Origin of the sequence: Actinomyces gaoshouyii, from assembly GCF_002072175.1 — a bacterium.
GTDB classification, from domain to species: Bacteria; Actinomycetota; Actinomycetes; order Actinomycetales; family Actinomycetaceae; genus Actinomyces; species Actinomyces gaoshouyii.
Genome location: NZ_MVIV01000002.1, coordinates 304,175 through 327,179, shown reverse-complemented (window position 1 = coordinate 327,179; position 23,005 = coordinate 304,175). Strand labels below are relative to the sequence as shown.

20 protein-coding genes are annotated in these 23,005 nt (G+C 66.8%); 8 read left to right on the top strand and 12 right to left on the bottom strand.

All coding sequences use genetic code 11. From position 1 onward, the window contains the following. Positions 1-20: 20 nt before the first annotated feature. From B1H50_RS03160 to dnaA, 7 genes are all read right to left on the bottom strand, one after another. Complete coding sequence (locus B1H50_RS03160; protein ID WP_080462312.1) at positions 21-497, bottom strand: DUF3566 domain-containing protein; 477 nt, start codon at positions 495-497, stop codon at positions 21-23. Further along, the gene (gene gyrA / locus B1H50_RS03155; RefSeq protein WP_080462311.1) at positions 494-3,061 is read right to left on the bottom strand and encodes a DNA gyrase subunit A; all 2,568 of its coding nucleotides are present in this window, start codon (positions 3,059-3,061) and stop codon (positions 494-496) included. The genes B1H50_RS03160 and gyrA overlap by 4 nt, the downstream gene beginning before the upstream one ends. A 91-nt stretch (positions 3,062-3,152) precedes the next feature. Beyond that, positions 3,153-5,213 (bottom strand): DNA topoisomerase (ATP-hydrolyzing) subunit B, encoded by a 2,061-nt coding sequence (gyrB, locus tag B1H50_RS03150; protein ID WP_080462397.1) that lies wholly within the window; start codon positions 5,211-5,213, stop codon positions 3,153-3,155. Between the two features lie 407 nt (positions 5,214-5,620). After that, the gene (locus tag B1H50_RS03145; RefSeq protein ID WP_188640662.1) at positions 5,621-6,292 is read right to left on the bottom strand and encodes a DciA family protein; all 672 of its coding nucleotides are present in this window, start codon (positions 6,290-6,292) and stop codon (positions 5,621-5,623) included. After that, entirely contained in the window at positions 6,285-7,508 is a 1,224-nt protein-coding gene (recF, locus tag B1H50_RS03140; protein WP_080462310.1) for a DNA replication/repair protein RecF, read from the bottom strand. Before recF ends, B1H50_RS03145 begins: the two co-directional genes overlap by 8 nt. Before the next feature lie 49 nt (positions 7,509-7,557). Continuing rightward, the gene (gene dnaN, locus B1H50_RS03135) at positions 7,558-8,691 is read right to left on the bottom strand and encodes a DNA polymerase III subunit beta (RefSeq protein WP_080462309.1); all 1,134 of its coding nucleotides are present in this window, start codon (positions 8,689-8,691) and stop codon (positions 7,558-7,560) included. Positions 8,692-9,301: 610 nt separating this feature from the next. After that, complete coding sequence (gene dnaA, locus B1H50_RS03130) at positions 9,302-10,852, bottom strand: chromosomal replication initiator protein DnaA (protein ID WP_080462308.1); 1,551 nt, start codon at positions 10,850-10,852, stop codon at positions 9,302-9,304. A gap of 246 nt (positions 10,853-11,098) precedes the next feature. On the opposite strand from dnaA, the gene rpmH reads away from it, so the two are divergent. The 8 genes from rpmH to B1H50_RS03090 all read left to right on the top strand — a co-directional run bounded on the left by rpmH (position 11,099) and on the right by B1H50_RS03090 (position 17,090). Next, positions 11,099-11,236: a 50S ribosomal protein L34 gene (gene rpmH, locus B1H50_RS03125; protein ID WP_017177846.1), complete on the top strand. Its 138-nt coding sequence runs from the start codon at positions 11,099-11,101 to the stop codon at positions 11,234-11,236. Position 11,237: 1 nt separating this feature from the next. Next, positions 11,238-11,615 (top strand): ribonuclease P protein component, encoded by a 378-nt coding sequence (rnpA, locus tag B1H50_RS03120; protein ID WP_080462307.1) that lies wholly within the window; start codon positions 11,238-11,240, stop codon positions 11,613-11,615. Beyond that, positions 11,612-11,917 carry a membrane protein insertion efficiency factor YidD gene (yidD, locus tag B1H50_RS03115; protein ID WP_080462306.1) on the top strand — a complete coding sequence of 102 codons (306 nt, stop codon included), beginning with the start codon at positions 11,612-11,614 and terminating at the stop codon, positions 11,915-11,917. The genes rnpA and yidD overlap by 4 nt, the downstream gene beginning before the upstream one ends. A 63-nt stretch (positions 11,918-11,980) precedes the next feature. Continuing rightward, a complete protein-coding gene (yidC, locus tag B1H50_RS03110; RefSeq protein WP_080462305.1) occupies positions 11,981-13,177 on the top strand; it encodes a membrane protein insertase YidC in 1,197 nt (398 codons plus the stop codon). A gap of 56 nt (positions 13,178-13,233) precedes the next feature. Then, positions 13,234-13,833 carry a Jag family protein gene (locus tag B1H50_RS03105; protein WP_080462304.1) on the top strand — a complete coding sequence of 200 codons (600 nt, stop codon included), beginning with the start codon at positions 13,234-13,236 and terminating at the stop codon, positions 13,831-13,833. Positions 13,834-13,835: 2 nt separating this feature from the next. Beyond that, the gene (rsmG, locus tag B1H50_RS03100; RefSeq protein WP_080462303.1) at positions 13,836-14,507 is read left to right on the top strand and encodes a 16S rRNA (guanine(527)-N(7))-methyltransferase RsmG; all 672 of its coding nucleotides are present in this window, start codon (positions 13,836-13,838) and stop codon (positions 14,505-14,507) included. Positions 14,508-14,609: 102 nt separating this feature from the next. Further along, a complete protein-coding gene (locus tag B1H50_RS03095; RefSeq protein WP_080462302.1) occupies positions 14,610-15,620 on the top strand; it encodes a ParA family protein in 1,011 nt (336 codons plus the stop codon). Between the two features lie 6 nt (positions 15,621-15,626). Continuing rightward, the gene (locus B1H50_RS03090; RefSeq protein WP_080462301.1) at positions 15,627-17,090 is read left to right on the top strand and encodes a ParB/RepB/Spo0J family partition protein; all 1,464 of its coding nucleotides are present in this window, start codon (positions 15,627-15,629) and stop codon (positions 17,088-17,090) included. 347 nt (positions 17,091-17,437) lie between these two features. Here the strand turns inward: B1H50_RS03090 and B1H50_RS03085 are convergent, their stop codons facing one another. The 5 genes from B1H50_RS03085 to trxB all read right to left on the bottom strand — a co-directional run bounded on the left by B1H50_RS03085 (position 17,438) and on the right by trxB (position 22,981). Further along, complete coding sequence (locus B1H50_RS03085; RefSeq protein ID WP_080462300.1) at positions 17,438-18,391, bottom strand: D-alanine--D-alanine ligase family protein; 954 nt, start codon at positions 18,389-18,391, stop codon at positions 17,438-17,440. A 9-nt stretch (positions 18,392-18,400) separates the two neighbouring features. Continuing rightward, the gene (locus tag B1H50_RS03080) at positions 18,401-19,708 is read right to left on the bottom strand and encodes an aminotransferase-like domain-containing protein (RefSeq protein WP_080462299.1); all 1,308 of its coding nucleotides are present in this window, start codon (positions 19,706-19,708) and stop codon (positions 18,401-18,403) included. A gap of 245 nt (positions 19,709-19,953) precedes the next feature. After that, positions 19,954-21,387, bottom strand: coding sequence for a threonine synthase (gene thrC / locus B1H50_RS03075; RefSeq protein WP_080462298.1), 1,434 nt, complete (start codon positions 21,385-21,387; stop codon positions 19,954-19,956). A gap of 301 nt (positions 21,388-21,688) precedes the next feature. After that, positions 21,689-22,015, bottom strand: a complete 327-nt coding sequence (gene trxA / locus B1H50_RS03070; RefSeq protein WP_080462297.1) for a thioredoxin — start codon at positions 22,013-22,015, stop codon at positions 21,689-21,691. A gap of 39 nt (positions 22,016-22,054) precedes the next feature. Next, a complete protein-coding gene (gene trxB / locus B1H50_RS03065; RefSeq protein ID WP_080462296.1) occupies positions 22,055-22,981 on the bottom strand; it encodes a thioredoxin-disulfide reductase in 927 nt (308 codons plus the stop codon). Positions 22,982-23,005 lie beyond the last annotated feature (24 nt).

Genomic DNA, 23,005 nt, shown 5'->3' with positions numbered 1-23,005 from the left:
GTCTGGGAGGACCAAATCGGTCAGTCATCCGCCAGTGTGAGATGAATCCCTCCCACGAGAGAGGCGATGACGTTATAGATGAGGGCCGCAAGCGTGCACAGGGCGGTGCTCAGGATGAGGTTGACGACCGCGATGATCGTGGACATCGAAATGGCCCGGGAGAACTTCATGTACTCCACGACGCCGGTGAAGGCATTGGACTGCGTCTCGACGACGGAGCCCACGAGGTCCTGGATCTGGGAGAACACGTGCAGCGAGTCGAGCATGAACCACACGATGGCCGCGCCGACCACCATCATGATGCCGATCGCCACGTTGAGCAGCAGGGACACCTTGAGAACGGACCAGGGGTCGACTCGATTGATCACGAGCCGCACGCGGCGGGGGCTGCCGAGCGCGGGCTGCTTGGCGCCCTTGCCGGTGCCAGCCGCGCCGGCCGCGGGCGGGTTCGTTGTGATGGATGCGTTCATGGGCTGGGCGGCGTCGGGCTGGCTCATTGGTCCTCACTCTCGTCCTCGCTCAACGCTACCGCGTCGGCGGGGGCCTGTGCAGAGTCATCGGCATCGAGGTCGTGCTCGGCATTGCGGGCCACCGCGATAATGCGATCGCCGTCGTCCGGCTTCGCGAAGGTCACGCCCTGTGTGGCGCGGCCGGTCACGGAGACCTCGGCGATGGCGGAGCGAACCACCTTGCCAGAGGCCATGATGCACATCACCTCATCGGTGGGAACGGTGACGAGCGCGCCCACGAGGTCGCCGCGCTCCTCGACGAGATTGGCGACCTTGACACCCAGACCGCCGCGCCCCTTGACCGGGTATTCGCGCACGTTCGTGCGCTTGGCGAAGCCGCCCTCGGTGACGACGAACAGGTCGGCGTTCTCCCAGGAGGGGTCGATGACGCCCATGGCGAGCAGACAGTCCCCCTCCCGGAAGCGCATCCCTGTTACGCCGCTCGTGGCGCGCCCAGTGGGGCGCAGGGTGGAGTCATCGGCGTGGAAGCGCAGGGACTGGCCGTGGCGAGAGACGAGCAGTAGGTCCTGGCCGGCCGACAGGAGCGAGGCGGAGATGAGCTCATCGGGGTTGCCGTCCTCGTCATCGCGCAGGTTGATGGCGATGATGCCGCCCGAGCGGTTGGAGTCGTACTCGGACAGGCGGGTCTTCTTCACCAGGCCGCGGCGCGTGGCCAGCACGAGGTAGTCGGCCTGGTCGTAGGCGCCGAGCTCCATGACCTGGGCGATCTCCTCGCCCGGCTGGAAGGCGAGCAGGTTGGCCACGTGCTGGCCCTTGGAGTCGCGCCCGCCCTCGGGCAGCTCGTAGGCCTTGGCGCGGTAGACCCGGCCGAGGTTGGTGAAGAACAGCAGCCAGCGGTGCGTGGTGGTCACCCCGAAGTGCTGGACGACGTCGTCCTCGCGCAGGGCGGCGCCGCGCACGCCCTTGCCGCCGCGGTGCTGGGAGCGGTAGGCGTCGGTGCGGGTGCGCTTGGCGTAGCCGGAGCGGGTGATGGTGACGACGACGTCCTCCTCGGGGATGAGGTCCTCCATGCTCATCTCGCCGTCGAAGGGGACGATCCTCGTGCGGCGCTCGTCGCCGAACTTGTCGACGATCTCCGCGAGCTCGTTGGAGACGATGTCGCGCTGGCGCTGCGGGGAGGCGATGATGTCGCGCAGATCGGCGACCTTGGCCTGCAGGTCCTCGGCCTCGGTCTGGATCTTGAGGCGCTCCAGGGCGGCCAGGCGGCGCAACTGGAGGGACAGGATCGCCTCGGCCTGGGCCTCATCGACGCCGAGCAGCCCCATGAGGCCGGTGCGGGCCTCCTCGGTTGTCGGCGAGCGCCGGATGAGGGCGATGACGGCGTCGAGGGCGTCGATGGCCTTGAGCAGGCCCTCCAGGATGTGGAGGCGCTCCTCGGCCTTGCGCAGGCGGTAGCGGGAGCGTCGAACGATGACGTCGATCTGGTGGTCCACCCAGTGGCGCACAAAGCCGTCGATGCTGAGCGTGCGGGGCACCCCGTCCACCAGGGCGAGCATGTTGGCGGGGAAGTTGTCCTGCAGCGGGGTGCGCTTGTAGAGGTTGTTGAGGACCACTTTGGCGACGGCGTCGCGCTTGAGGACGATGACGAGGCGCTGACCGGTGCGTCCGGAGGTCTCGTCGCGGATGTCGGCGATCCCGCCGACCTGCCCGTCGCGCACGAGCTGGGCGATCTTGTCAGCGAGGTTGTCGGGGTTGACCTGGTAGGGCAGCTCGGTGACGACGAGGCACTGGCGGCCCTGGATCTCCTCGACGTTGACGACGGCCCGCTGGGTGATGGAGCCGCGCCCGGTGCGGTAGGCGTCCTCGATGCCGCGCCGGCCCAGGATGGTGGCGCCCGTGGGGAAGTCGGGACCGGGGATGATCTCGAGAAGAGCCTCGAGGAGCTCCTCTCGAGTGGCGTCGGGGTGGTCGAGGAACCACTGGACGCCGCGGGCGACCTCGCGCAGGTTGTGCGGGGGGATGCGGGTGGCCATGCCCACCGCGATGCCCTCGGAGCCATTGACGAGCAGGTTGGGGAATCGGGCCGGCAGGATGACCGGCTCCTGGTTCCTACCGTCGTAGTTGTCCTGGAAGTCGACGCTCTCCTCGTCGATGTCCCGGACCATCTCCATGGCCAGCGGGGCCATCTTGCACTCGGTGTACCTGGGAGCTGCCGGCCCCAGGTTGCCGGGGGTGCCGAAGTTACCCTGCCCGGCCACAAGCGGGTAGCGCAGGGACCACCACTGCACGAGGCGCGCGAGGGCGTCGTAGATGGCGGCGTCACCGTGGGGGTGGTAGTTCCCCATCACCTCGCCCACCACGCGGGAGGACTTGGAGAAGGAGGAGTTGGGTCGGTAGCCGCCGTCGTACATGGCGTACAGGACGCGGCGGTGGACGGGCTTGAGGCCGTCGCGCACATCCGGCAGGGCGCGCCCGACGATGACGCTCATCGCATAGTCCAGGTAGGAGCGCTGCATCTCCATCTGGAGGTCGACCGGCTGGATGCGGTCGTGCCCGCGGACGTCGGTGGGGGTGGTGGTCTCGTCGCTCACGTGGATCCTTCAGTGTCCTTCAGTGCCTTGAGTGCCCTGCCGGGCGGTGGCGTGGGGCCGACGGCGGCGCGCGGGGCGCCGGCCGCGGCGATCAGATATCGAGGAAGCGGACGTCGGTCGCGTTGCGCTGGATGAAGGAGCGGCGCTGCTCGACGTCGTCACCCATGAGGATCGCGAAGGTCTCATCGGCGTTCGCGGCCTCATCGAGGGTGACCTGCTTGAGGATGCGGGAGGAGGGGTCCATGGTGGTCTCCCACAGCTCGTGATCGTTCATCTCGCCCAGTCCCTTGTAGCGCTGGATGCCTCCTTCCTTGGGCAGGCGGTGACCGGCGTCAGCGCCCGCGGCGAGGAGCTTGTCGCGCTCGGCGTCGGAGTAGGCGAACTCGTGGTCCGCATTGGACCACTTGAGGCGGTACAAGGGCGGCATCGCGATATAGGTGTGCCCATGCTCGATGAGGGGACGCATGTAGCGGAACAGGAGTGTGAGCAGGAGGGTGGCGATGTGCTGGCCGTCGACATCGGCGTCGGCCATGATGACGATCTTGCCGTAGCGCAGCTTGGCAAGATCGAAGTCTTCGCCGATACCGGTGCCGAAGGCAGTGATGAGGCTACGGATCGTGTCGGATGACAGCGCGCGGTCCAGGCGGGCCTTCTCCACGTTCAGGATCTTGCCGCGGATCGGCATGATGGCCTGGTGCTCGGGATCGCGCCCGCCCACGGCGGAGCCTCCCGCGGAGTCCCCCTCGACGATGAAGATCTCGCAGTCGGCGGCGTCGCGGCTCGAGCAGTCGCGCAGTTTGCCGGGCATGGAGGCGGATTCCAGGACGCCCTTGCGGCGCGTGGCCTCACGGGCCTTGCGGGCGGCCACCCGGGCGGCCGCCGCCTGGAGGGCCTTGGAGATGACGGACTTGGCGTCCGCGGGGTGGGAGTCGAGCCAATCGCCGAGCTTGGCGTTGACGGTCTGCAGGACGAAGGTGCGCGCCTCGGTGTTGCCGAGCTTGGTCTTCGTCTGGCCCTCGAACTGCGGCTCGGAGAGCTTGACGGAGATGACGGCGGTGAGGCCCTCGCGGATGTCATCACCGGTGAGGTTGTCATCCTTGTCCTTGAGCAGGCCCTTGTCCCGGGCGTACTTGTTGACCAGGGTGGTCAGCGCGGTGCGGAAGCCCTCCTCATGAGTACCGCCCTCGGTAGTGTTGATGGTGTTGGCGTAGGTGTGGACGGACTCGGAGTAGGCGCTCGTCCACTGCATGGCGATCTCGAGGCTGATGGCCCGGGCGCCCTCGAGGACGGTCTCGGCCTCGAAGTCGATGATCTCGGGATGGACGAGCTCAACCTTCTTGGACTTGTTGAGGAAGGCGACGTAATCGCGCAGCCCGTTCTCGTAGCAGAAGGTGTCGGAGCGGTGCCCCTTGACGGGCACCGGAGCCTCATCGCTCGGTTTGACCTCGTCCCCGGCGATCTCGTCACCCTCCTCGACGGCACTGGGGCGCTCGTCCCTCAGCGTGATCCGCAGCCCCCTGTTGAGGAAGGCCATCTGCTGGAAGCGTCGGCGCAGCGTCTCGTAGTCGAAGTCGACCGTCTCGAAGATCTCAGGGTCGGGGTAGAAGGTCTGCGTTGTGCCGGTGGCGTCGGTCTCCTCACCCCTGACGAGCTCGGTGATGGGACGGCCGCCGTCGGCGAAGGACATGCGCCATACGTATCCCTGACGGCGGATCTCGGTATCCACACGGGTCGACAGGGCGTTGACGACGCTGATACCCACGCCGTGCAGGCCGCCGGAGACGGCATAGCCGCCGCCGCCGAACTTGCCGCCGGCGTGGAGGATCGTCATGACGACCTCGACGGTGGGCCTGCCCTCGGTGGGGTGGATGTCCACGGGGATGCCGCGGCCGTTGTCGACGACGCGCACCCCGCCATCGGCGAGGATCGTGACCTCGATGTGATCGCAGTAGCCGGCCAGGGCCTCGTCGACGGAGTTGTCGACGACCTCGTAGACGAGGTGGTGCAGGCCCCGCTCGCCGGTGGAGCCGATGTACATGCCCGGACGCTTGCGCACGGCCTCCAGTCCCTCCAGGACCGTGATGTCGGAAGCGCCGTAGTCCGCGGATCCCGCAGTCGCGGGCGAGGCGGGCGTCGCCGGGTGGGTTTCCACCTGGGGCGATGCCACACCGGCGGAGCTGGATTCGGGCACAGAGTTCTCAGAGGCGTCCTGGTCGGGCACGTGTTTGCTGCTCCTCAGTTCTCGCGCCCGCAGTGCGGGCGGGCCGGGCGGTGCGCGGCGGTGGCCCCGCCGCGTCGCCGGGACGGTCGTCGGCATTCCGCTCTCACAGGGCTCTCCTGGGAGGCGGGGTCCCTCCGTGGGGAGGGGTACGTGTCAGCGCCATCAACGCCTTCGACGCGACATGGGCTTGTCCGAGGCGATCTTATCGCGAAACCGTTCCTGAGCCCGACCTCAGGGGGCCTAGCGGAGCGTGCCGGGCGTCACCCTCGGAGGTGGGGCGTGCCGAGTGGCCCTGGGGCAAGGGCCCCGGGGCGCGATCGTGGCAGCCCCTGCGGCGCTCATCCGTAGGTATCACGGGGACCGCGCCCGCCCCGCACGGGGAAGCGGCCATGGCGCCAGGTGGGTCCGGCCGGCCCCAGCACGTGGACATCGACGGCAGCGCCACCCGCCTCCTCACTGATGCGCCGCGCGATCGTGGGCATCATGAGCCGCAACTGCTGCGCCCAGCTGGAGGATGAGGCCCTGATGGTGATCCTGCCGGGTTCAAAGGACTCCACGCGCGAGTGCTCGGCGATGGACCGGCCGACGATCTCCTCCCAGCGGGCGGCGATGCCGGCCACTGCGAGCATCCCCGCCCACCCCTTGCGTTCGACCATGCGGGCGAGGTCTTTCTTCGCGGTTCGCGGGTCGAAACGGCTGGGGCCGGGACGGCCGCGATCGGCGGCCAACCCGGGCGCGCGATTCGTCCAGTCCTCGCTCCCGGGATCACCGCCCCGGCCACCGTCGATGCCGACGCGGTGCCGGGGAGCGTCCCACGGCGCAGGATCATCCGCCCCCGCGCGCCCGCTGGAGCGCGCAGGGGCGCGCATCTGGCCGCGCTCGAATGCGGAGGCCCGCACGCGGGACAGGGCTCGCGAGGCGAGGCTCGCGCCGTCCCCGGCGGAGCCGGTCCCGCTTCCCCCGAGGTGGTGTCCGTCCTGGTTTCCGGCCTCCCGTGCGGGCTCAGTCACGGGTCACCTCCGATCCAGCCACGCGGAATCGCACTCCGGCCAGGCCCTCCGGCACGTCGGCGTCGACGGCGGCCGTGACCAGCACCTGCTGAGCGCCGGCCACCATGGCGGCCAGGGCGGCGCGGCGCCCGTCATCGAGTGAGGCGAACACATCGTCGAGGATGAGGACCGGCTCGCCGTCGCCCCCGTAGGCATCGACGTCGTGCCGGAGCATCTCGTAGGAAGCCAGGCGCAGTGCCAGCGCCAGCGACCATTGCTCGCCGTGGGAGGCGAAGCCCTTGGCGGGCAGGGAGCCCAAGAAGAGGGAGAGGTCGTCGCGGTGGGCGCCCACGAGGTTGGCGCCGCGCTCGATCTCACGGGCGTGGAGCCCGCCCATCGCCGACTCCAGACGGGCGGACACCGCCGCGGCATCGGCGAGTCCGCTCTCGGCGGTCAGCGCCTCCTCCCACGCCGGTCCGGGCTCGGGGTCGATGGCGCCCTCATGGGCCAGGAGGCTGGAGCGGTACGCGAGGCGCGCCTCGGACTGATTGTCGGAGACGGCCTCATAACAGGACTCGACCCAGGGACGCAGGCGCTGGACCACCTCGATGCGCGCGGCGATGAGCCGTGAAGCAGCGGCGGCGAGCTGGGCGTCCCAGACCTCCAGGGTGGACATCATCGATTCGATGGAGGAGGAGGCGCCCCGGCCCCGGTGGGCGCGCGCCGAGCGCAGGAGGCTCGCGCGCTGGGCGAGGATCTTGTCGTGCTCGAGGCGCACCCCGGCGAGGGCGGGGCGCAGCATGACGGCGAGATCGTCGAGGAAGCGGCGTCGCACCCCGGGCTCGTCGCGCACGAGGGCGAGGTCCTCGGGCGCGAAGACGACGGTGCGCAGTATCCCGGCGAGGTCCCGCGGCCGGCAGGCACCGCGATTGAGGCGGGCGCGGTTGGCCCTGCCCGCGATGATCTCGATCTCGATGACGCTGGGGCGCTCGCCGTGGACCACCTTGGCCCGCACGACGGCGCCACCGGGCTGCTCGCCGTCATCCGCGCGCCGCACGAGGGCCCGATCAGCGCCCACGCGATGGCTGCTCAGCGTGGACAGGTAGGCGATCGCCTCGACGAGGTTGGTCTTGCCCTGCCCGTTGGGGCCGATGAACGCGCTGATGCCCGGTTCCAGGCCCACCACGAGGTGCCGATAGGACCTGAAGTCGTCGAGTGCCAGGTCGGAGACGTACACAGCGGTGCGCGAGGACGGCGCGAGAACGTTGTTGGGGCCTCGCGCCGGGTCAGGCGCCGAAACGGATCGGCATGATGAGGTAGCGGAAGGAGGAGTCCTCCTCGCCGCCGATCGCGCTCATGCCGGTCAGGACCGCGGGCTTCGAGGCGTGGGTGAAGTCGAGGCGCACGTAGGGATCGGAGATGGCCCCGAGGCCGTCGAGGAGGTAGCCGGGGTTGAAGGCGGTGGCGATGTCCTCGCCCTCCAGGTGCGCCACGATGCTCTCGGAGGCCTGGGCGTCATCGCTCTGACCGGCCTCGAGCGTAAGGGTCCCTTGGGTGAACGACATGTGGATCGGGGTGGAACGCTCGGCGACGAGGCTGACGCGCCGCACCGCGGCCATGAGCTCCTCACGCCCGACGGTGGCGTGGATGAGGGTCTGCTCGGGGAAGAGGCGCAGCACCGGGGGGTAGTCGCCGTCGGTGAGCAGGGACGTGGTGCGGCGCCCGCCGGCCTCGAAGCCGATAAGGCCCGAGGAGGTCCCGCCGCCGTCGGACAGGGCGAGGGTGACGTCTCCGGAGGAGGTGAGCGACTTGGCCACGTCGGACAGTGTGCGCGCCTTGAGCAGGGCGGTGGTCTCCAAGGAGGAGTCCGACGGCGTCCAGGTCATCTCGCGCACGGCGAGCCGGTAGCGGTCAGTGGCCATGAGGGTGAGGGCATCGCCCTGGACATCGACCTGGATGGAGGTCAGCAGCGGCAGGGTCTCGTCGCGGGAGGCGGCGATGGAGACCTGGGCGACCGCCTGGGCGAGGTCGTGAGCGTCGATCGTGCCAGCGGCCTGGGGCATGGGGGGCAGTGCCGGGTAGTCATCGGCGGCCATGGCGGCTAGGGAGAAATGTGAGGAGCCGCAGGTGACCATCACCTTGGTGCCCTCGAGTTCGAGGTCGACCGGCTTGGCGGGCAGGGCCTTGGCGATGTCCGCCAGTAGGCGGCCGGAGACGAGGACGACGCCCTCGGTCTCGATGTCGGCCGGCACCTCGCAGTGGGCGGAGACCTCATAGTCGAAGGAGGCCAGGACGAGTGTCGATCCGGAGGCTTCCAGCCGCACGCCGGCCAGGACGGGCACGGGCGGGCGGGCGGGAACGGAGCGGGCTGTCCAGGTGACAGCCTCCGCGAGGACATCGCGGTCGACCCTGAGCTTCACTGTGGCCCCCTGAGGAGAGTGCGGACAAACAACATCGGCGAGTGTAGACGGTTTGCGCCTGGCGCACGAGGCGCCTGCTGCGTCGGTCGCACGTCGCATGGCCGGAGGCGCTCGGGCTGGGGGGCCGGGCACCTCGTTGGCCGGTCATGCGATTCGGGTCGGTGTAGTGAGTTGGTAGGTGTTGTAGGAGGTGTGGATCCTGTGGGAAACGCACTTCCGCGCTGGCTGGGCGCCGGTGGGGGTGTGGAATGACAAAGGAGTGGTTCGGTGCCCTGGGGCATGGCAGGGGTGGAGGGGCGCAGCAGCGATCAGGGCCGGCTCACAGCGAGACCCGATGAGCGCCACAGACCGGGGCTCGGCGTCCACCGCGTCGGTGATGTTGTCCACAGGTCTGTCCACAGGCGTGGATCAATGATCAAACATCCCACGAATCACATGAGTCACATAGGCCTCATGGTCGTTGGCATACCCCCTATATCCGAGACCGGTCGAAATGATGATCGAAACCGGTTCGGAGGGTGCGGTGACGGCGCCAGCGCTCCGTTTCACATGCGGGTCTGTGGATGGAGGACCGGTCTCGCTCCTATTTTCGACCGGTCTCGGCGAGAGATCAGTTCTGCTCCAGGGCCGCCTGCTTGATGCGGCTGGTCATCTCGGTGACCTGATTGAAGGTGGAGCGGCGCTCGGCCATCTGCTGGCGGATCTTCTTGTCCGCGCTCATGACGGTGGTGTGGTCGCGTCCGCCGAACTCCCGGCCGATCTTGGGCAGGGAGAGATCGGTGAGCTCGCGGCACAGGTACATGGCGATGTGGCGCGCGTGGACGATGAGGCGCGAGCGGTTGGCGCTGCACAGGTCGTCCACGGTGATGCCGAAGTAGTCCGCCGTCTGCGCCATGATGAGGGGGGTGGTGATCTCCTCGCTGGCGGGGTCGGAGATGATGTCCCGCAGGACCATTTCGGCCAGGGTCTGGTCGATCGTCTGCTGATTGAGCGAGGCGAAGGCGGTCACCCGGATAAGGGCGCCCTCGAGCTCGCGGATATTGGTGGTCACCCGGGAGGCGATGTACTCCAGGACGTCCATGGGCAGGTCGAGTCCCTCGGCCCGAGCCTTGAGCGAGAGGATCGCCATGCGGGTCTCGAGATCCGGCGGTTGGACGTCGGCGAGCAGGCCCCACTCGAAGCGCGAGCGCAGGCGCTCGTCAAGGTTGTTCATGGCCTTGGGCGGCTGGTCCGCGGTGAGGACCACCTGCTTGCCCGCGGAGTGGAGGGCGTTGAAGGTGTGGAAGAACTCCTCGAGGGTCTGCTCCTTGTCCGCCAGGAACTGGATGTCGTCAACGAGCAGGATATCGACGTCGCGGTAGCGGCGCTTGAAGGAGTCGAGGCTGCCGTTGTCGCGGTTGTCGCGCACGGCGGCGATGAAATCGGCCGTGAACTCCTCGGAGTTGACGTACTTGATTCGCATCGTGGGGTCGAGCGTGCGCGCGTAGTGGCCGATGGCGTGGAGGAGGTGGGTCTTGCCCAGCCCGGAGCCCCCGTAGATGAACAGGGGATTGTAGGCGCGCGCCGGAGCCTCGGCGACGGCGATCGACGCCGCGTGCGCGAATCGGTTGGAGGAGCCGGTGACGTAGGCGTCGAAGGTGTAGCGCGGGTTGAGGGTCGAGCCGTCAGAGCCCGCGGGCGCCGTGGCGGCGAAGGGATTGGACCCGGTGCTCCCCGTCGAGGATCCGTTCTCACCCATCGCGAAGTCGGTGCGCCCCGTCATGAGGGCCGACGGCATCTGCTGGGCAAGGGGGACGCCCGACGGCACCGATGGTGGGGAGAGGGTCGACGGCGCTGATCCGGCATCGGCCATGGCAGTGGGGTGGACCACCGGTGGCGCGATGGGCGGCGCCGGCGGGGGCACAGGGTCCCCGGAGGTGTCGATCATGACCTCGAAGGGGACCTCCTTGCCCCAGGCGGTCATGAGGGCACGGCCGATGGGGTCGCGGGACTTGTCGATGATGTCCTTGGCGAACGAGGAGCCCGCGACGAGGACCAGGGTGCCATCGACGTCGATGACCCGGGTCATGCGGATGATGGACACCTTGCCCTGGCCGAGCTCGCCCGAGGCCGCGAGGACCTCGAGAGCCGAATGCCACTTGGTGACCGCGTCCTCGAGCACGTGGTTCTCCTGAGTGATGATGAACGTATCTAGACGACGAGCCTAACGCGCGGGGGAGCCTTGCGCCGACGTGGCCCGTTTCTCACCCTCGAGCACTACCGGGAGTTTGACCCGTCAGAGCGCCGAAACGTATTGTGGTGCGGACGTTCGCGTGGAGTCACGCCCCCCACCCTGGAGCAGCCACCGCGAGCGACAGCGCCGCGGCCCGCGTCGCGCTGTTCCACGTTTCCGACCAGGAGTATCCCCGTGAGCAAGCGGACCTTCCAGCCGAACAACCGCCGTCGCGCCAAGGTGCACGGCTTCCGCAAGCGCATGAGCACCCGCGCTGGCCGCGCCGTCCTCGCCTCGCGCCGCCGCAAGGGCCGCGCGCGTCTCGCTGCCTGAGGTGCTCCCGGCCGCGCATCGGATGCTGCGATCGGATGATTTCTCGATCGCGGTGCAGTGCGGTGCGCGCAGTGGGAGCCGCAGGCTCGTCGTCCATTACTACCGTTACCGCGCCGATGAGGCCGGGGACACCTCTCCCGGACTCGTCGGCGTCGTGGTGTCGAAGAAGCAGGTGGCCAGGGCCACGCACCGCAATCGCATCAAGCGTCGTATCCGGGCCCTCATGAGGGCGAGGATCGGGGGCGTCGAGCCCGGCTCGCGAATCGTCATCCGGGGGCTCGCCGCCGCCGACGGCGCCACGAGCGCTGAGCTCGGTGCCGATCTCGATCGCGCGCTGACCCGCAGCCGCGATCTTGCGAGAAGAGGACGACGGCGATGATCGACTCGCTCAGTACTCGTCCCTCGCCCCTGGCCCAGGTCATGAAGGCCTGCGTTCACGCCTACCAGCGGTGGATCTCCCCGGTGATCCCTGCCAGGTGCCGCTACTATCCGAGCTGCTCGTCCTACGCCGTCGAGGCGCTGGGCACGCATGGCGCCCTCAAGGGCCTCGTGCTGGGGGCCTGGCGGATCCTCAGATGCAATCCCTGGAGCAGGGGCGGCGTCGACCATGTGCCTGACCGCGGTCAATGGCGCTACCACTACCCACACGACATCCCCCGCTTCGAGCTCGAGGAGGGCTGAGCGGGGAGCGCTGGATCATCCGGCAGGCGGTTCCCTCCCGCCAGACGCATACAAGGAGTGCAGATGGACTCGTTCCTTTGGCCGCTCAAGGTGGCTATCGCCTGGGTCATGGTCCATATCCACCAGGCCCTGGTCGCGATCGGCCTGCCCGACGGCGCCGGCATCGCCTGGGTGCTGTCGATCGTCGGCCTGACGATCGTGGTCCGCCTGCTCATCATGCCGCTGTTCGTGCGGCAGATCCGCGCCCAGCGTGGCATGCAGCTCATGCAGCCCGAGCTCAAGGCCCTCCAGGACAAGTACAAGGGCAAGAAGGACCCCGCCTCCCGCCAGCGGCAGCAGGAGGAGATGATGGCCCTCTACCGCAAGCACGGGACCAACCCCTTGGCCTCCTGCATGCCCATCATCGTGCAGTTGCCGATCTTCTGGGCTCTCTTCCGAGTCCTCAACCACCTCCAGCCCATCGCCAGCGGTGAGGGGTATAGCGGTCATTACTCCATCGGCCCCCTGACCCAGGAGTTCGCCCAGCAGGTGCAGGACTCCACTGTCCTCGGGGCTCCGCTGTCCTCGTCCTTCATGCGGGCCGACGGCGATCTGACGGTCCAGATCGTCTCCGTCATCCTCATCCTGGCCATGTCCGTGAGCCAGTGGTACACGATGGCGCAGATCACCACCAAGAACATGCCGGACTCGTCCAAGACGGACGACAACCCGATGATGCGCACCCAGAAGATCATGACGACGGTGATGCCCATCATGTTCGCGGTCACGGGCATCAACTTCCAGATCGGCGTGCTCATCTACTGGCTGGTCTCCAACCTGTGGACCATGGGCCAGCAGTTCTACACGATCCACCGAATGCCGGCACCGGGGTCGGAGGCCGAGCGCAACTACCGCGCCAAGCAGAACGCCAAGCGCGCCGCCAAGGGCCTGCCCTCTCTCGAGGAGGAGGAAGCCGCCAAGCGCGCCGCGCAGGCCGAGGCCGCCGGCAGGACCGGGGGCCAGCGCGTTCAGCCCGTGCGCAAGAACCGCCAGAAGAGGTCTCTGCCGGCCACCGTCCAGGAGGCCCACGCCGCGAAGGGCTCGGAGGACGGCGCGTCGGATGACGACTCGCACGCCTCGATGACGACGGGTTCGGCCAAGCACGGTGGGCTCACCGAGCAGGAGATCGCCAGGCGCCGTTACGAGCGCAAGGCCCGCGCCCGCCAGCAGGCGGCCGCCAAGCGCAAGGCCCAGGCCAAGAAGCAGCGCAAGAACCGCTGAGCGAAGCCTCAGTCCACCCAGCATCGAACTCTGAGAAGCAAAGGAACGGACAGATCGTGACGGACAACACTGACAACGCGGTAGCGGCCCCGGCCGTTTCCAACACCGTCAAGCGCCTGGAGGAGGAGGGCGAGATCGGTGCCGACTACCTCGAGGAACTCCTCGACATCGCCGACCTCGGCGGGGACATCGACATCGACGTCGATCACGGCCGTGCCTCCATCGCCATCGTCGCCTCGGAGGAGGGCGATGAGCGCGAGCTCGCCGACCTCGTCGGTCGCGACGGTGAGGTCCTCGAGGCCGTTCAGGAGCTCACCCGGCTCGCCGTCCAGGCCCGCACAGGCAACCGCTCGCGCCTCATGCTCGACATCAACGGTTATCGTGCGGAGCGGCGCGAGGAGCTCACCAAGATCGCCGCCGAGGCCGTCGCCCGCGTCCACGCCTCGGGCGAGACCGTGTCCTTGGCGCCGATGAATCCCTTCGAGCGGAAGGTCTGCCACGACGTCGTCGCCGCAGCAGGGCTGGTCTCCGAGTCCGAGGGCGCCGAGCCGCACCGCCGCGTCGTCATCATGCTGCCCGAGGAGGGTGACGAGCCTGGTATCGACGATACTGGCGGCGCTGACAGCGACAAGGCCGGCGAGCAGGGCCAGGACTGAGGATGGGGTCGGACCGGGAGGACGCCGGGAGCGCCCTGGCGGATCAGGCCACAGGGGTTGAGCAGCCGAGCGAGGAGATGCGCGAGATCTTCGGACTCGGCTTCCCCGCGGCGGAGCGCTTCGCCCAGATGCTGGTCGCCGAGGGCGAGTTGCGGGGTCTCCTGGGTCCCCGGGAGCTTCCCAGGCTCTGGTCCCGCCACCTCGTCAACTCCGCCGCTGTCGGGCCCTTCCTCCCCTCCCGGGGGACCGTGGCCGACGTCGGATCCGGCGCGGGTTTCCCCGGGATCATCATTGCGATCATCCGACCAGATCTAGAAGTATCTCTTATTGAAACAATGGAGCGCCGCGTGGCGTGGTTATCAGATGTCGTCGAGGAGCTCGGCTTCGACAACGTGACGATTCACCGTGCCCGGGCCGAGGAGGTGAAGGAGAAGTACGACGCTGTGACCGCGCGCGCCGTCGCCAATCTCTCCAAGCTCATCCGGCTCACGGCGCCGATGCTCCGCCCCGGGGCGAGCCTCCTCGCCCTCAAGGGGGCCAAGGCGGACGACGAGGTCCGCGATGCCAAGTACGTCATTAAGAAGATGAAGCTCCTGCCTGCTGTCATCCATGAAGTCGTCACCGCCGGCGACGACGTGACGAAAGTCGTTCAGGTTCAGCGCCCGCGTCGCTGAGTTCGCCTCGCGCCCACCAGTGGCTCGCGGTACTCTGCCGTAGACTGGCGGGACAGACGGTGCCCCTTGAGGTACCGTGCGCCGTCGTTGGAGGAGAGCAGCGTGCCGGGATCCATCTTCGATCAGGTCCGAGCTGATCACTCGACACTGAACGAGCTGGCCGAGGGCGGGTTCCAGCCACCTGAGCAGACCCGGGTGATCGCGGTGGCCAACCAGAAGGGCGGGGTCGGCAAGACTTCGACCGCCGTCAACGTGGCCGCCGCCCTCGCGGAAGCAGGTCTTCACGTGCTGCTCATTGACGCCGACTCCCAGGGCAATGCCTCCACTGCCCTCGGCGTGCCCCACGATGAGGAGCACGCATCGATCTACGACGTCCTCGTGGATGGCATGCCGTTCAGGGACGTCGTCGTTCAGACGCGCTTCGCCCCGACTCTCTACTGCCTGCCCGCCACGATTGACGTGGCCGCCGTCGAGATCGAACTCATCAACACCTCGTCACGTGAATCCAAACTTCGCCTCGCCCTTGAGGACTATCTGCGCTCCCGATACGAGGACGGGCAGTCCCGGATGGACTACATCATCATCGACTGCCCTCCCAGCCTGGGCATCATGACGATCAACGCCTTCGTGGCCGCCAACGAGGTGCTCATCCCCATGCAGGCCGAGTACTACGCCCTGGAGGGCTTGGCGCTGCTCAGCCGCTCCATCGAGCGGATCGCGGAGATTCACAACCCAGCCCTGGCGGTCTCGATGATTGTCCTGACCATGTTCGATGGGCGCACCACTCTCGCCAGGGATGTGGAGGCGGAAGTGCGGACCTACTTCCCCGATGCCACACTCGACACGAAGATCCCGCGCTCGATTCGAGTGGCGGAGGCCCCCTCCTTCGGCTCGCCCGTGGTGTTCTGGGATCCACGTGCTTCAGGCGCCATCGCCTATAAGCGACTCGCTTGGGAGATCGCCGACCGCGGCATCGAGGGATGGCAGATGCGGCGTGTGGTTCGTGAGGCCACCGAGGGCTCCCACAACCCTGAGGTCGAGGACGTGGGGATCACGGGAAATGACAACAGCAACGACGCCGGCACGGCGGACAACAATTCCAAGGAGGCCTGAGCACAGATGGCGCAGAAGAAGCGCGGACTCGGTCGCGGGCTGCAGGCCCTCATCCCGGAGGCCCAGGCGGAGGCGCCCGCCAGGCGCCCCACAGATGTCTTCTTCCCCGAAGGGCGCGCCGCTCGCGTCACCAAGGCGGACGACGGCGTGAAGGCGAATATCGGAGATGGCGAGAAGGAGCCCGGCACCGTGGAGGAATCCACGGTATCCGGGCACGCCGCACACACTTCGGCGGATATCGCCGCCACTCTCCTCGCCCCGTCGAAGAGGGCCTCGAAGAATGGGCGGAAGGGCTCGGGTAATCGGAGTCGGCAGCCCGTGGAGACCACGGAGGCGCGCACGAGCGTCGCGGCGAGGCGGCCGGCGAGCGAGATCGAGAAGAAGGCGGCGAAGGCCGTCGACGGTGTTTCACGTGAAACCGCTCAGAAGGACTCCGGTTCTGGGAAGACATCGGTTTCACGTGAAACTGACACTCCCGCTGTGAAGAACACTGATGCGGCGCCTCCCCAGCCTGGTGATGTCAATGCCGCTGAGCCACAGGACGTGGTGGCTGAGGAGGAGGTCGTCGAGAATGGTGGCTCGATGCCGATTCCCAGTGAGAGCGGCGACGACGACGGGCAGGGAGAGGATCCCAGCGGGCTCGTCCCGGTTCCAGGAGCGACCTTCGCGGAGCTTCCTGTGGAGCTCATCTCGCCCAACCCGAGGCAGCCACGACAGGTCTTCGATGAGGAGGATATCGAAGAACTCGCCTCCTCCATCAAGGAGGTCGGGCTCCTCCAGCCGATCGTCGTTCGCCGCATTGATGATGAGGAAGGCACACGCTACGAACTCATCATGGGTGAGCGCCGTTTGCGCGCTTCCAAGCATGCTGGTATTGAGACGATTCCTGCGATTGTCCGCTATACCGACGATCAGGATCTGCTCCGCGATGCCCTGCTGGAGAATCTCCACCGCGTTCAACTGAATCCCCTGGAAGAAGCCGCGGCGTATCAGGCGCTCCTGGAGGACTTCGGCTGCACTCATGCTGAGCTCTCGCGGAGGATCGCGCGCTCACGCTCTCAGATTTCCAACACCCTGCGCCTCATGAAGCTGCCCGGTACCGTGCAGCGCCGGCTCGCCGCCGGGGTTCTCAGCGCAGGGCACGCCCGCTCCCTCCTCGGGCTGCCGGACCATGATGCGATGGAGACCCTCGCCGAGCGGATCGTTTCCGAGGGCCTCTCCGTGCGAGCAACGGAGGAGCTCGTCGCGCTTCACGACGAACCCGCCACTGCTGCGAAGCCGAGTCCTCAGCGCAGTCGCTCACTTCCCCTCCCCGCGCTCTCCACTCGGCTCTCGGATGCCTTCGACACCCGGGTGAAAGTGGTTCGAGGCGTCAAGAAGGGAAAGATCACTATCGAGTTCGCGGGTGAGGATGATCTTGCCCGTCTGGTCGAGGCCCTCGCACCGGGTACCTCGCTTGACGAGGTCTGAAGGCCTTTCGACTCGACCGCTCGATCGTCGCGCCGCCAATCCTCTCGATTGGCGGCGCGACTGTTTCACGTGAAACAGGGGACGAGGCCGGACAATGATGCGCCGTTGACCCCGGAAGCTGACTTCGGTCGTTTCACGTGAAACAATGCTCTCCCATGCGTCGAGGAGGCGGTTTCACGTGAAACAAGCCGGCCCGCGAGAAAGTTGCCTGATGTCACCGCAGGCCCGACGGCCGTCGATGTGTTTCACGTGAAACGCTCTGGTCGACGGCGAGATGCCTCGGACGAAGTGATCGCCCCGGCGCGCGATAAGGCGCGCCGGGGCGATCAGCCGTCGAGGAGGGATTGCTAGAGGAGCGGTGCGTGCACGAGTGCGTCGTAGAGGTTGGGAAGGTCGCCATCCGCCTCAGCGGCGAATGGGAGGAGGCTCGTCTCAGTCATGCCCGGAGTGACATTGACGTCGATGAACCAAGATGTTCCTGCCTCATCGAGAATGAGATCGGTCCTGGAGACGTGGCCAAGCCCCAACGTCGTGTGGACGATGATGGCGGTCTCCTTGAGTCGTTCAATGGCCGCCTCCGAGAGCCGCGCGGGAACGAAGTACTCGGACCTGCCGGGGTTGTAGCGGGCGTCGAAGTCGTAAGCCCCCTCGGAGGAGACTTCCACCGGTGGGAGCGCACGTGGACCCGAACCGGTGTCAACAACGGATACCGCGACCTCAGTACCGGCAACATACTTCTCGATGAGCGCCCGCTCGTCGTAAGCGAAGCAACCCACCATCGCGGAGCGGAGCTGATCCGCATTCGAGGCAAGAGAGACACCGAGCCCTGAGCCGCCCTGATGAGGCTTCACCACCACTGGGAGCCCAAGGTGATCGGTGACCATACCGAGGACTTCCTGGGCACCCATCTGGGCGAAGTAGTCCTTGGGAAGAGTGAGTGAGTCAGGGGTGAGAACACCCCCGGTACGTACAGTGGCCTTGGCCGTCGGCTTGAATGAGGCCCGCTGGCACCCGTCGGAGTGCGTGCCGACATAGGGAAGCTGAAGGCCGATGAGCACATTCTGGAGTCCGCCATCCTCTCCGTGTCCACCGTGAACCAGTGGCCACACGACATCAGGGCCGAAGGCGCGCAGCGAGGAGATCATGCGGGCATCCACGTCGAGGACGATGACGCTGTGGCCGAGGTGACGGAGCACTTGCGCCACACGGTTCCCTGAGCGCTGGGACACGTCCCTCTCATGGCTGAGGCCACCAGCGAGAATGGCGATACGGAGGGGCTCGGGCGATGTCGCGATTGTCATGGAAGTACCTCAGATCTGGTCGGGGGCGGGGGCGGATACGCCGGGGCTCGGCTCCAAATGCGCCGGGCCGAACAGCTGGACGAGCTCAAGATCGCGGGCCACGACTTCTGAGAGTCGGCGGACTCCTTCTCTGATCTCCTCTGGTTCGGGATAGCAGAAGGAGAGTCTGAGATGATCCTCGCCGGATCGGCCCCTCGCGAAGAAGGCGGTCCCGGAGACATAGGCGACAAGATTCGTGACGGCCCTGGGCAGCATCTCCTTCGCATCGAGACCCTCGGGCAGCCCGAGCCAGACGTAGAAGCCGCCGTCGGGAGTGTCCCACGTGCAACTGGGGAGGTACTCCTCCAGGGCGGAGATCATGGCGTCCCTGCGACGGCGGTACATACCGCGGAACTCTGAGATCTGCGCGCGCCAGTCGAACTGCTCGAGATAGGTGGAGATCGAGTACTGCCCCATGGAGGAGGGGCAGAGGATGGCTGCCTCCGAGGCGAGTTTCATCTTGTCCCGAACCGCTGGTGGGGCCACCGCCCATCCGACGCGGTAGCCCGGGGCGAAGATCTTCGAGAAGGATCCGAGGTAGACGACATCATCCGGCGCAATCGTCTTCAATGCCGTATAGGTCTGGCCCTCGAAGCCGAGAAGCCCATAAGGATTGTCCTCGACGATGAGCACATGGTGGCGACGGCAGATCTCGATGACCCGAGGACGCCTCTCCTCCGAGAGAGTCACTCCCGCAGGATTATGGAAGTTGGGGAGGCAGTAGAAGAACTTCACAGTGCGCCCCTGGCGCTCGAGCGATTCGATGCGCTCCTCCAAGGCTTCCGGGATAACGCCCTCGGCATCGATAGGGACCTGTTGCACGTCCGCCTGGTACGTGGCGAAGATGGATAGGGAGCCGACATAGGTGGGCGCTTCGGCGAGAACCACATCACCGGGGTCGATGAACAGCTCGGTGATGATATCGACGGCCTGTTGGGATCCGGTGGTGATGATGACATCCTCGGGATCAGCGGCGATCCCCTCCAGCGCCATCACCTCGGGGATCTGCTCCCGAAGACGGGGAAGGCCCTGCCCATTGCCGTACTGCAGGGCCTTCCCCCCATCCTTGCGCAGCATCGTCGCGGTGGCCTCGGCGAGTTCTTCGAGGGGCAGATCCTTGAGATTGGGCATGCCGCCGGCGAGTGAGACGACCTCGGGGCGGGCCGCCACGGCGAACAAGGAGCGTGTCTCTGAAGCACGCAGACCATGGGCGCGCGCTGCGTAGTTGTCGAGCCAGGGATCGAGCCGGTTCCCTTTCACATGCTGCGGGTCAGTCACGTCGTCGTCCTTTCGGGGCGGTCAGCCTTGCCGTGCTCCAAGTCTGCCACGCCCGGTGTTGAGCTCGATTCCCCTTTCCTCGGATGAGTAGCGGGGCCGTGTTTCACGTGAAACACGGCCCCGAAGTGAGAGCGTGATGGACCGAGTGCTCGATGGTGAATCAACTCGGCGGAATCGCTGCGTTTCACGTGAAACACCCCAAGGGTGTTTCACGTGAAACAGCGCCCCTCAGGGCTGGTCCCGGCTCAGTCTCGATGCAGCGCTGAGCGCGTGATCAGCGCGCGCAGTTCATCCTCGCTGTTCGGGATCTCGATGATGTGCTGTTCCTTGCCGAGGAGCTCCTGTACGGAGATCGGTGGTTCGGGCGCCCCACCGAGGGCCTCCTCCACGGTCTCGGCGAACTTGGCTGCAAGGGCCGTCTCCATGACGAGTGTTGGATATCCCTGTTCCATGTGGCGTAGGGCCACGGTGACGCCGTCAGCGGTATGAGGATCGATGAGCACGCCGGCCTCCGCATGGACGCGCGCAATCGCGGCGAGGCGGTCCTTGTGCGTTGACGTGCCGGAGACGAAGCCGTAGTCCTCATGCATGACCCGGAGGCGGTCGGTGAGATCGAGAGAGCCCGACTCCTCCAGCGAGGCCCAGCGAGACACGAACTCTTCCGGGCCGAGGAGCTGCCACACGAATCGCTCCAGATTGGAGGCGCGTGAGATGTCCATCGAGGGGCTTGAGGTAGCCAGGGTCTCGGCGGCTGAGCGCGGGCGGTAGACGCCGGACGTGAAGAGCTCATCGAGGACGTTGTTCTCATTCGTCGCCAGAATAAGCCGACGGATCGGGAGGCCCATGCTCCTGGCGAGGTGGCCGGCGTAGATATTGCCGAAGTTACCGGACGGCACTACCACGTCCACGTGGAACGCCCCCCTCTCCTCCGGCCCAACGCCGTCGGAGGCTCGCAACCACGCCCACACGTAGTAGACCGCCTGGGCGATAATACGGCCGATGTTGATGGAGTTGACAGCGCCGAGGCTGTGCTCGGCCTTGAACGCGGCATCGTTGTTGAGTGCCTTGACGAGTGCCTGGCAGTCGTCGAATACCCCGTCCACAGCGATGTTGTGAATGTTCGGATCGGCAAGGGAGTACATCTGCGCGCGTTGCACATTGCTCATCCTCCCGGCGGGCGAGAGCATGAAGACGGAAACTCCCTCCTGAGCGCGGAACGCGTGCTCGGCGGCCGAGCCGGTATCGCCGCTCGTCGCACCGAGGATGTTGAGAACTCTTCCCTCGCGTGCGAGCACGTACGGGATCGCCTGCCCTAGGAACTGCATGGCCAGATCCTTGAACGCCATCGTGGGCCCCTCGGATAGCCCGACGAGGGCGAGACCGGGAGCGACGTCGTCGAGTGGTTTCAGTGGAACCACGGGAGTCGGGAAGCGATCGGCTCCGTAGGCCGTTGAGACGATCCCTCGTAGATCGGCTTCCGGGATGTCGGTCGCGAAGAGCCCGATGACTGCGGTCGCGAGCTCAACGTAGTCGAGGGATCTCCACTCCTCACAATGGTCAGCCCTGAGCTTGGGGATCGAGGCGGGCACGGCCAGACCGCCGTCGGGCTCCAGTCCCATGAGGAGTGTTTCAGTGAAACTGGCGGAAGGTGCCTGGCCGCGGGTGGAGATGAACTGCATGCTGCGCCTCGCTGGTCGGAATGGAATGTGAGTCGTGCCCATCGTAGGACGATGGCCGTTGTCGGGGTGTCAGTGCCCATCGCACAGAAGCTGTTTCACGTGAAACACTGCGATACAGGAAAAGGAGGGTGCTCTCAAAATAGTAGCTAATACCTATTAATATTGCGAAGGTGAAAGATGTTCCGCATCGATAAGAGAACCGTGCCCTCCACCCCACGTGGGGTGGAGGGCACGGTTCTGGATCGCGCGATGCCGGGACAACGCGCAGCTGGAGCGTCGAGCTCTCCCTCGCGGCCGGTCGTCAGCCGAGGGCCTTCTCAATCTCCTTGAGCAAGGCGGGCTTGGGACGGGAGCCGGAGAACTGGTGAACGGTCTGGCCGCCCTTGACGATGGCGAAGGTCGGAATGGAGGTGATGCCGAAGGACTGGGCGATCGACGGGTTCTCATCGATGTCGACTTTGACGACCTTGAGCCTCTCACCGAGCTCGTCGGCGACCTTGTCCACCACGGGGGCCATCTGGCGGCAGGGGCCGCACCAGGGCGCCCAGAAGTCGATGAGGACGGGAAGCTCGGACGAGGCGACCTCGGCCTCGTAGGTGGCGTCGGAGACGGCGAGCGCGTTGGACATTGGATCTCCTCATGGTCGGGTGGGAGTGGAAACGGATGATCAGGCTGTCAGTGAGGCGATGTAGTGCTCAGCGTCCAGCGCGGCGCGACAGCCCGAGCCGGCAGCGGTGATCGCCTGCTGGTATGTGGGATCGGTGACGTCGCCACAGGCGAAGACCCCGGGGATGGCCGTGCGCTGGCTGGGCGCGTCGACGAGGATGTAGCCGGCGTCGTCGCACTCGAGCACGTCCTTGACGAGCTCGGAGCGCGGGATCTGGCCGATGGCGACGAACAGGCCCTCGGCCGGGATCTCGCGGCGCTCCCCGGTGATAGTGTCCTCCAGGGTGACGGACTGAAGAGCATCCTGCCCTCCCAGCGCGACGACCTTGGAGTTCCAGGCGAAGGAGATTTTCGGATCCGCCTTGGCGCGAGCGGCCATGGCGGCGCTCGCCCGCAGTTCATCGCGGCGGTGGACGATGGTGACGGAGGAGGCGAAGCGGGTCAGGAACGTGGCCTCCTCCATCGCGGAGTCGCCACCTCCCACGACGACGATCGGCTTGTCCTTGAAGAAGAAGCCATCGCAGGTGGCGCAGTAGGAGACCCCGTGGCCGGAGAGCCGGTCCTCGTCGTCGATCCCGAGCTTGCGGTGCTCCGAGCCTGTGGAGATGATGACCGTATGAGCCTCGTAGACGGCGTCGTCCGTGGTGATGCGCTTGATGTCACCGGTCAGGTCCAGCGCGGTGACGTCCTCGTAGCGGATGTCGGCGCCGAAGCGCTCGGCCTGCTCCTGCATCCGATTCATGAGTTCGGGACCCATGATGCCCTCGTCGTACCCGGGGTAGTTCTCGACCTCGGTGGTGTTCATGAGGGCGCCCCCGGCCGTCACGGAGCCGGCGAGCACGATGGGGCTCAGCTGCGCGCGCGCGGCGTAGATGGCGGCGGTGTAGCCGGCGGGTCCGGAACCGACGATGACGACGTCGTGGATCATGACTCTCCTGTGTGAGGGATCGGG